At 55.6% G+C, this 9500-nt stretch carries 7 protein-coding genes; 1 reads left to right on the top strand and 6 read right to left on the bottom strand.

Features of this window, described 5'->3' with window-relative positions; translation table 11 throughout:
• Window positions 1-179: 179 nt before the first annotated feature.
• From AC13DD_RS00295 to AC13DD_RS00315, 5 genes are all read right to left on the bottom strand, one after another.
• Window positions 180-2246: a type IV pilus secretin PilQ gene (locus AC13DD_RS00295; RefSeq protein WP_482930666.1), complete on the bottom strand. Its 2067-nt coding sequence runs from the start codon at window positions 2244-2246 to the stop codon at window positions 180-182.
• A gap of 65 nt (window positions 2247-2311) precedes the next feature.
• Window positions 2312-2860 (bottom strand): pilus assembly protein PilP, encoded by a 549-nt coding sequence (locus AC13DD_RS00300; protein ID WP_482930667.1) that lies wholly within the window; start codon window positions 2858-2860, stop codon window positions 2312-2314.
• A 2-nt stretch (window positions 2861-2862) separates the two neighbouring features.
• The gene (locus tag AC13DD_RS00305) at window positions 2863-3474 is read right to left on the bottom strand and encodes a type IV pilus inner membrane component PilO (protein ID WP_008170795.1); all 612 of its coding nucleotides are present in this window, start codon (window positions 3472-3474) and stop codon (window positions 2863-2865) included.
• Complete coding sequence (locus tag AC13DD_RS00310) at window positions 3474-4037, bottom strand: PilN domain-containing protein (protein ID WP_053114373.1); 564 nt, start codon at window positions 4035-4037, stop codon at window positions 3474-3476. Before AC13DD_RS00310 ends, AC13DD_RS00305 begins: the two co-directional genes overlap by 1 nt.
• Complete coding sequence (locus AC13DD_RS00315; RefSeq protein WP_482930668.1) at window positions 4037-5098, bottom strand: pilus assembly protein PilM; 1062 nt, start codon at window positions 5096-5098, stop codon at window positions 4037-4039. Before AC13DD_RS00315 ends, AC13DD_RS00310 begins: the two co-directional genes overlap by 1 nt.
• Window positions 5099-5293: 195 nt before the next feature.
• Between AC13DD_RS00315 and AC13DD_RS00320 the strand changes: the two genes are divergently transcribed.
• Complete coding sequence (locus tag AC13DD_RS00320) at window positions 5294-7822, top strand: penicillin-binding protein 1A (protein ID WP_482930669.1); 2529 nt, start codon at window positions 5294-5296, stop codon at window positions 7820-7822.
• Between the two features lie 66 nt (window positions 7823-7888).
• Here the strand turns inward: AC13DD_RS00320 and AC13DD_RS00325 are convergent, their stop codons facing one another.
• Window positions 7889-9154, bottom strand: a complete 1266-nt coding sequence (locus AC13DD_RS00325; protein ID WP_053114367.1) for a malic enzyme-like NAD(P)-binding protein — start codon at window positions 9152-9154, stop codon at window positions 7889-7891.
• Window positions 9155-9500: the final 346 nt, after the last annotated feature.

Here is a 9500-nt window from a genome sequence, read left to right on the forward strand (position 1 = left end):
CTCACGGTTTACGCTCCACGCTTCCTCCCCACGGTCGGTCACCCTTCCGCAGTTGCGCTTCACTTCGTTCGCTGTGGCCAGCTCACGGGAGGACTTGCACCTCCAGGAGTGCGCCCGTGCCGGGCGCACCAAAAAAGCCGCCGGTTCCAGGCGGCGGCGGCTTTTTTTCGGGATCCCGGTTACCGGACAAGATCGCTCTTGATGATCTTGGGCGTTATGAAAATTAACAGCTCACTGCGCTCATCAATTTTCTCGGTACGCTTGAAAAGACGACCCAGGTAGGGAATATCCCCAAGGAACGGGGTCTTCGTAGTTTGGGTCGCAACTTGCGACTGGAAGATACCACCCAGCACCACCGTCTCACCGTTGCCAACCAGAACCTGGGTGGTCACCTGGTTGGTATTGATCGAAGGAATACCGGCGGTAACTTCACCACGGGAGTCCTGGTTGACCACCAGATCCATAATAATCTTGTCATCCGGGGTGATTTGCGGCGTCACCTCGAGAGAAAGCACGGCTTCCTTGAACGAGACCGCTGTCGCACCGCTGGAAGACGCTCGCTGATAAGGAATTTCCTCACCGGATTTGATAGACGCTGTCTGGCGATCCGCGGTCACAACACGAGGCTGTGAAACCACTTCGGCCTGGCCGTCGCTCTCCAGCGCAGACAGCTCCAGGTCAACCAGGAAGTCATCGCTGCCCCAGCCAATGGCAAACGAGGAAGTGCCTTCACCGCTCACACCGAGATCGACCGCAAGGGCGCCTGGGAAGGTAATGGTGTTGCTGTTGCCAGCCGCAGCATCACGGGCTTCCTGCAGAGATTGCTGCGAACCGCCTACGGTGAACACATTATCTCCACTCACATCGTAAGCAGCGCCACCCCAGCGAACACCGAGATTTTCTGCCACGTTGGTCTGGGCGCGAACAATCCGAGCTTCGATAGAGACCTGACGCACCGGCACATCCCATGTCGATACCAGACGGCGAATTTCATCAAGCTTCTCGGCAGTTTCACGAACACTGATCGTGTTGGTACGAACATCAGAGGAGACGAATCCGCGGTCAGAGATCAGCTCTTCGTCCAACTGAATAAGATCAACGATATCTTTGGCTTTAGCATAATTGACCTGAATGATGTCCAGACGAACCGGGGCCAGTTCGGCAATCTGCTTGTTGGTTTCGAGCTCAAGCTTCTCACGCGCTGCGATTTCGTCTGCAGGCGCTACCAGCAATACGTTGCCGATCTGACGCTTATCGAGGCCTTTGGTCTTGAGAATCAGATCCAGCGCCTGATCCCAGGGAACGTTCTGCAGACGCAGAGTAATGCTGCCGCCTACCGTATCACTGGCAACCAGGTTCAGGCCGGTGAAGTCAGCAATCAGCTGCAGGACCGAGCGCACTTCAATATCCTGGAAGTTCAGGGACAGCTTGTCACCGGTATACGGGAACTTCTCTTCCCTGCGGGACTCCGCCTCCTCTTGGCTCAGCTCTTCAACACTGACTGTAAACTGGCTGCCGGACTGGTAGGCAATGTAGTCGTAATTCCCCTCGGGGGTGATCTCGACCACGGCATTTCCATCTTCCACAAAGGTGTCAATACGGGTAACCGGGGTGGCGAAATCTGTCACATCGAGTCGGCGCCGCAGGTCCGAGGGTACTTCAATACCGTCCATCGTCAGGCGAATCTTACCGGCGCGCTCTGTCAGGTCCACCGGCGTGCTGGAGCTACCCAGATCAACAAGAACGCGACCTTCACCGTCCTTGCCCCGACGGAAATCCACACCGGCCAGAGCGTTGGCAGACATGGAGCCCGATGTTGAGCTGCTTTGAGACGCGGGAGCAGAGGAACTCGCGACAGCGCCATCGGCCTGGCCGCCAATTGTCATGACCAGGGAGTTGCCCGAACGAACTGTGTCATAGGGCACCAGCTCGACCAGGTTGAATATCAGCCGGGTGCGGTCCTTGGTTTCCACCACGGTCATGCTCTGGGCGTTGCCTGATCCCAGAGGCACACTGCGACTTTCAAGACCACTGGTCGTATCCCGAAGATCCACCGCGATCCGAGCGGGGCGCTCAATGGTGTAACCGGAGGGTTCCGGTGGCGCCCCATCAAATTGCAGTGTCACCTCAAGCCGCTCGCCCGGTAGCGACGAAAACGACACGTCTTCCAGCGTGACCGCGTTGGCCAGGCCGGATAACAACCCAAAAGCAATCACGCTGACGTATACATTGAGTTTTCTGAACATCGCTAGCCTCGACCCTAAACTTTTTTGTACGTGCATGTTTCTTTCAACTTTCATCCAGCCGCTCCTTAGCCTGCGCCCTCTTCCAGGGTCAGGGAGCGAGGACGCTCTACCCAGCCACCCCGGCCATTGGGAACGATTTCAATGAGCTCGATACGGGTTTCACTAACGCCCACAATGCGACCGTAGTTCTGCCCCATGTAATTTCCCGTGCGGACTCGATGGATCCCGCCGGTATCGTCTTCAATCAGAGCAAACAGATTACCCGATGCACCCTGAAGCGTGCCGACCATCCGAAGCGCCTTGAGATCAAAGTTCTCAAGCACCTCTCTTGGCCGGTCCAGATCCGGCTCAACATCACTGACCGGCTTCTCATCCACCATGGTCAGTTGAACGTCGATCGGCGGCTCAAACGGTGCCCGTCTGTCTGCGGCTGAGTAACTGAAGGCTTCATAGGCCTTGAACTCGGGCAGAGGCTCCACGTATCCCCGCGGCTTCGCCCTCGTTTCGGCCATGAACTTGTCAAGATCTGAAAATCCGCTGCCCTGGGAACAGGCTGTCAGGAGAGACACCAGACACACACCCAGCCAGGCTTTTACCGCATGCTTTCCTGTCATGCTCATTCTCCAGCCCGGTAGCGGTAAGTACGAGCCAAAACCTGCATATCAAGCCGGTCCGCATCTCCGCCAGTTGGTTTTATCGTCAAGTCGTGTAGCGTTACGATCCGTGGAAGGCTGGCAACGCTGCTGACAAATGATGCCAGCTCATGGTAGGAACCGGACACCCGGATATTGATCGGCAATTCGGAATAGAAGTCCCGGCGCTGCTCCGGCTGCAGCTTCACTTCCTGGAGTGCCAGACCGCTACCCAAAGCCGTGTTCGTAATGTCTTCAAGCAATCCTGGCACTTCGGTCTCACTTGGCAGCTGTCTTACCAGGGCGCCAAAGGTTTCTTCCATTTCCGCCATCTGGGCCTTGAAAACCTCAAGGTTTGCAACCTGATAGGCTTTCTCTTCATAAGTTTTCCGGAGTTCCTGCTCGGTGCGCTCTACACGCTCAAGTTGAGCATACTGATCCTTGATAAAGAACCAGTAACCACCTCCGGCAATCAGCCCGAAGATAATCAGAACTACGATAAACTTGATTGGAGCAGGCCAGATACCCGCGTTATTGACATCAAGGTCGTTGATATCAAATTCATTGAGACTTTTCAGAGAGTCCGCGAGGCTCATTACTTATCCTCCCCTTCGGGCTCGGGCGTTTTCTGTTTAACCGACAGATTGAACTGGCTGTAACCGGCCCGGCGACTATCAGCTGCGGAGACATTCGAGAGGTTGGGATCCGTGAACCATTCGGAGTCCTCGAACTGGCGCATAAGCGTGGAAACCCGACTGTTAGACTCCGCCATCCCTACGATATCAACGCGCTCGCCGGTTCGCTTGAGATCGGTGTAGAACAAGCCATCGGGCAATGTCCGCACCAGTTCGTCGAAGACGCGCACGATCACGGGTCGCTTGCCCTGGAGATCCTGAATAACCTGCATTCTGGCAAGGAGCTCATCCCGCTTGCGCTTGAGGTTTTCGATCTCCTTGATCTGCTGATCCAGCTTTTTGGTGGCGGTCTCGATGTAGGCGTTGCGGGATTGCTGGTAGGCAATCCGGCTATCCATATCGGTTTTCCAGAGGAATACCAGGCCACCGGCAATGATCGCCGCACCAAGAATCATCACGACGAACTGTTTCTGCTTTTCGGCACGAAGTTCTTCGCGCCATGGTCGTAGGTTAATCTTTGCCATCAGTCGAAGCTCCTCATTGCCAGGCCGCAGGCAATCATCAGGGAAGGCGCATCATTACTCAGTGCCGACGCGTTCACCTTCGAACCTACCGCCATATCTGCAAAAGGATTCGCGACCATGGTCGGCGTTCCCGTTTTTTCTTCGACCATTTCAGTGAGCCCCTGAATCGAGGCCGTGCCTCCGGCCAGAACCACGTAATCGACGGCATTGTATTGACTGGCACCAAAGAAGAACTGAAGCGCGCGGGCAACCTGCTGCACGACAGCCTCGCGGAACGGCGTAAGCACTTCTGACTCGTAATCGTCAGGCAGTCCGCCCTGCTTTTTCGCAAGACCGGCTTCCTCGAGCGACAAACCGTATCGGCGCTGGATTTCCTCGGTCAGCTGTTTGCCACCGAAAATCTGCTCTCGCGTGTAAACGGTCTTGCCACCGGCCAGAACACTCAGCGTGGTCATGGTCGCGCCAATGTCCACGATCGCTACCACCAGCTCCTCTCCCTGAGAGTCCAGCTGAGGCTCGATCAGTGCATAGGCACGCTCAAGGGCATAGGCTTCAACGTCAACCACCTTGGTAGTCAGTGAAGCTATCTCGAGTGCATCCTCGCGAATGTCGACGTTTTCCTTCCGGCAAGCAGCCAGAAGCACATCCAACTGGTCGGGGTTGTTCTCGGAAGGTCCCTGAACCTCGAAGTCGATCGCCACTTCATCCAGCGGGTATGGAATATATTGATCGGCCTCAAGGGCAATCTGATCTTCCATCTCGAATTCGTTCAGGCCGCCATCCATCTGGATAAGCTTGGTAATAACCGCAGAACCAGAGACTGCAACAGCCACCTGTTTGACACCAGAACGGGACTTGGAAGCTACGCGCTTCATTACCTCGCCCACAGCTTCTACGTCCGTAATGTTCTTTTCCACCACGGCATTGGCCGGCAAAGGCTCCACCGCGTAGCTTTCGACCTTATAACGGTCGCCCTGCTTCGATAGCTCCAGAAGTTTGACCGAGCTGGAGCTTATATCCACGCCCAGCACTGCACTGGATTTCTTTCCTAATCCAAACACGCGCTCACCCTATACCTGGTTAGATGCACCCGGTTACGTAACTTATGTGTTTTTTATTTAAGAGAATTTCTTCACCATTCCGTCTACAATGCGTGTTCTTCTTTAGTTGAGAACTATTGCAGCGGTGAAGCACCTCTTCCATCCTAAAGCAATTTCTCAAATGATAGACCTATATCCAACAGTTGTCAGAAAAAAATGTCTCATTTGTTGCGCACATCTCGCCTTTTTGCCTGGGTGTTTCTTACCGGACTGAGTGTCGCCGTTATCGTAACCTCAGGCTTTTATCTCTATCTTCGCCCCGGGCTTCCACCGGTTGCTCAACTGCTGGAAATAAAACTCCAGACACCGCTGCGGGTATATAGCAAAGACAAGAGATTAATAGCAGAATTCGGTGAAAAGAGAAGGGCACCGATCACAATCGAACAGATCCCAACAATTCAGTTACAAGCCTTTATGGCAGCTGAAGACTCGCGTTTTTACGAGCACTTCGGGGTCGACATCAAAGGCCTGGCGCGGGCTGCCATCGAACTGGTCTCTACCGGCGAGATCCAGTCCGGGGGCAGTACCATCACAATGCAGGTTGCAAAAAATTACTTTTTGTCACGGGACAGAACCTTTATCCGGAAGTTCAACGAGATACTTCTGGCTCTTCAGATCGAACGTGAACTGGATAAAAACCGCATTCTCGAGCTCTATCTGAACAAGATCTATCTGGGCAATCGGGCCTACGGAATTGCCGCCGCTGCACAGGTTTATTACAACAAGCCGGTCTCGGAACTGTCCCTGGCCCAAATGGCCATGCTCGCCGGCTTGCCAAAAGCGCCCTCGGCATTCAACCCCCTGGCCAATCCGGACCGTGCGATGATCCGGCGCAACTGGATTCTCGGACGAATGCGCGACCTGGGATACATCACTCCGGATGCCCACGAACTTGCTGTTTCCGCCCCCATTACTGCCAGCTACAACAGCACGGAGACTGAAGTCGACGCCGACTATGTTGCCGAAATGGCGAGATCCGAGATGGTTCGGCGGTTCGGCGAGGACGCCTACACCGATGGCTACACCGTCACCCTCACAGTTGACGGCAAGAAACAGCAGGTTGCCACAGAGGCATTAAGAGACGGCCTTGAAGCCTATGATCGGCGCCACGGCTTCAGGGGCCCCATTGGGGAGATTGATCAGGAAACCCTCGCCGAGAGTGAGCCATCAGATCTGATCCTGAACTACCCTCGCGTGGAGTCCCTGCTTCCCGCAATCGTCACAGAGGTTGACGACGAATCCGGCAAAGTGGCGGTGCACGCGCGCCGCATCGGCCCCGCCACCATGGCTTTCGAAACCATGACCTGGGCGAGGCGCTACAAAACTGAAAATCTCACAGGCCCTGAGCCTGAGAAGCCCTCCGATGTTGTGGCTCCCGGCGACGTTATCTATGTGCGCGCCCAGAACCCGGAATCGGCCTCGCTAGAGCCAGAAGCCAACGGGAACGAATCCCCGAATGAGCAGTCGGAGCAGCTCGCTGAAGCCTCTGTTGCGCTTGCTCAAATCCCGAGGGTTGAAGGCGCGCTCATTTCACTGAAAGCCAAAACCGGCGCCATTGAGGCACTGAGCGGAGGCTACAGTTTTGGTCAGAGCAAATATAACCGTGCCATACAGGCAAGACGACAGCCTGGCTCCACCTTCAAGCCCTTTCTTTATCTGAGCGCCCTGGAAAGCGGCATGACACCGGCGACCATCTACAACGATGCGCCGATTGTCTTCGATGACTCGGAACTGGAGACTGCCTGGCGCCCCCAGAACTCCTCCGGACAGTTCTATGGCCCAACCCGCCTGCGGGAAGCACTCTATCGCTCACGCAACCTGGTCTCAATCCGACTGCTGCGCGACCTAGGCATCCGGAACACGCTGGATTACCTGGCACAACTGGAAATCCCGGTAGAAAACATGCCGGACGATCTGTCACTCTCCCTGGGCAGCGGGCAGCTTACTCCCATGGAACTTGCCCGAGGCATGGCCGTGATTGCCAACGGAGGCTACGACGTTGAACCCTACCTCATCGAGACTATCACTGACTTTAGCGGTGAGACCATTTACCAGGCGCCGAAAACCGTTCTGTGCGACAAAGACTGCAACGACGGTACAGGACAGGAACCATCGGGCGAGCAAGAAGGCTCGCCAAACACCGTCGCCAATGTCTCTGAAACAAGTGAGGACTCGCCCGAGGTTCGGGTTATGCCCAGACTGGCGGACGAACGCTCGGTCTTTATTCTGCATTCAATGATGCAGGACGTCATTCGTCGCGGTACCGGCAGACGGGCGCTGGCACTTGGCCGGGATGACATCGCCGGTAAAACCGGCACCACCAACGAACAGAAAGACACCTGGTTTGCCGGCTTTAATCACGAAGTGGCCACAACCACCTGGGTCGGATTCGACCAACCGGCACCTTTGGGCAGACGCGAGTTTGGCGCCAGCACCGCGCTCCCCATCTGGCTGGACTATATGGAAGTAGCGCTCGAAGGGGCACCCTCTTCCTTCATGCCTCGACCCAATGGCATCGTCAATATCCGGATCAACCCCGAAACCGGACAGCGCGCAAGACCGGGCGAGGATGGCATTTTCGAGGTCTTCCGGGAAGAGGATGCGCCACCGCCCCTGACATCCGAAACCGAGAACGACCGCAATGGAGGCTCCGAGGAAGACGACCTGTCAAGGCGAATCTTCTGACATCAGGAGCAGGCACAAAAAAACCGGCGGGATCACCGCCGGTTTTTTTATACCCTGGATGACAGATCAGATAATGTCGTCCATTGACTTCAGCGGGTAGTGCGCAGGGTATGGATTACGTGCAACGCCGGAATCCACGGCAGCGCGAGCAACGGCGGCCGGCACAACTTCCAGCAAGCGGACGTCCATCGGCTTGGGAATGATGTACTCTTTCCCGAACTCGAAACTCTCCACACCGTATGCCTCGCAAATTTCCTGAGGCACAGGCTCCTTGGCCAGCTCACGGATTGCATTGACGGCCGCCACCTTCATTTCCTCGTTGATCGCGGTGGCACGAACGTCCAGCGCTCCACGGAAAATGAACGGGAAACCCAACACATTGTTAACCTGGTTCGGATAATCAGAGCGACCGGTGGCCATGATCAGATCATCGCGGGTTGCCAGGGCAATTTCCGGGCTAATCTCCGGATCCGGGTTGGAGCAGGCGAAAACGATCGGCTTGGGAGCCATTTTCTTGAGCTGTTCAGCAGTCAGGAGATCCGGACCGGACAGCCCCAGGAATACGTCAGCACCATCAATCGCGTCGTCCAGAGTGCGCTTGTCCGTGTCGTTGGCGAACATTGCCTTGTACTGATTCAAATCATCACGACCAGAGTGGATCACACCCTTGCGGTCAAGCATGAAGATGTTCTCAGAACGAATACCGCAGCTGATCAGAATCTTCATGCAGGCAATGGCGGCAGCACCGGCACCCAGGCAGACCACCCTCGCCTCTTCAATCTTTTTGCCCTGCAGCTCGAGGGCATTGATCATGCCGGCTGCAGTTACGATGGCAGTACCATGCTGGTCATCGTGGAAGATGGGCACGTTGCACTTTTCGATCAGCGCGCGCTCAATTTCAAAGCACTCGGGCGCTTTGATGTCTTCCAGATTGATACCACCGAAGGTATCTGCAATACGCTCAACTGTTTCGATAAACGCCTGCGGGCTCTCGGAATTGACTTCAATATCGAAGACATCAATTCCGGCAAAGCGCTTGAACAGTACGCCCTTGCCTTCCATAACCGGCTTGCTTGCCAGCGGACCCAGGTTACCCAGACCAAGAATCGCAGAACCATCAGAGATGACAGCCACCAGGTTGCCCTTGGCAGTGTACTTGTATGCGTTCTCCGGGTCCTTTGCGATCTCGCGGACCGGTTCGGCAACCCCGGGGCTATACGCCAGGGAAAGGTCGCGGGAGGTCTTGGTTGGCTTGGTGATTTCGACACTCAGCTTACCAGGCCGCGGCTTGGCGTGATATTCAAGGGCTGCTTCTTTCAGATCTTGAGACATTGCCACTGTTCCGTTTGTCACGTTTAAAGGTAGTGAACCGCCGAAGCCAGAGAGCCTCAGATCAACTCCGAATCGAAGGCCCCTACTCGGCGGAGCGCGCCATTATGGCCCGCCAGCCCGGAAACGACAAGTGCCTCATGAACATTTTGTGAACAGTCAATAGGGCTAATTGCGTATGTATCTTATAGATACACTCTGACAACCGAGCAATCGGGATAGGGGGGAGCCATGAGGCTCCACCCCTCCCACACCACCCGGCATGCGGGTCCGCACCGGGCGGTTCGAGACGTTGAGGGTTCACGAGAGTCTCGGCACTCCCAACCGGTCGAAGTAGGCAATCGTCAGG

This window comes from Marinobacter sp. L-13, assembly GCF_056857715.1.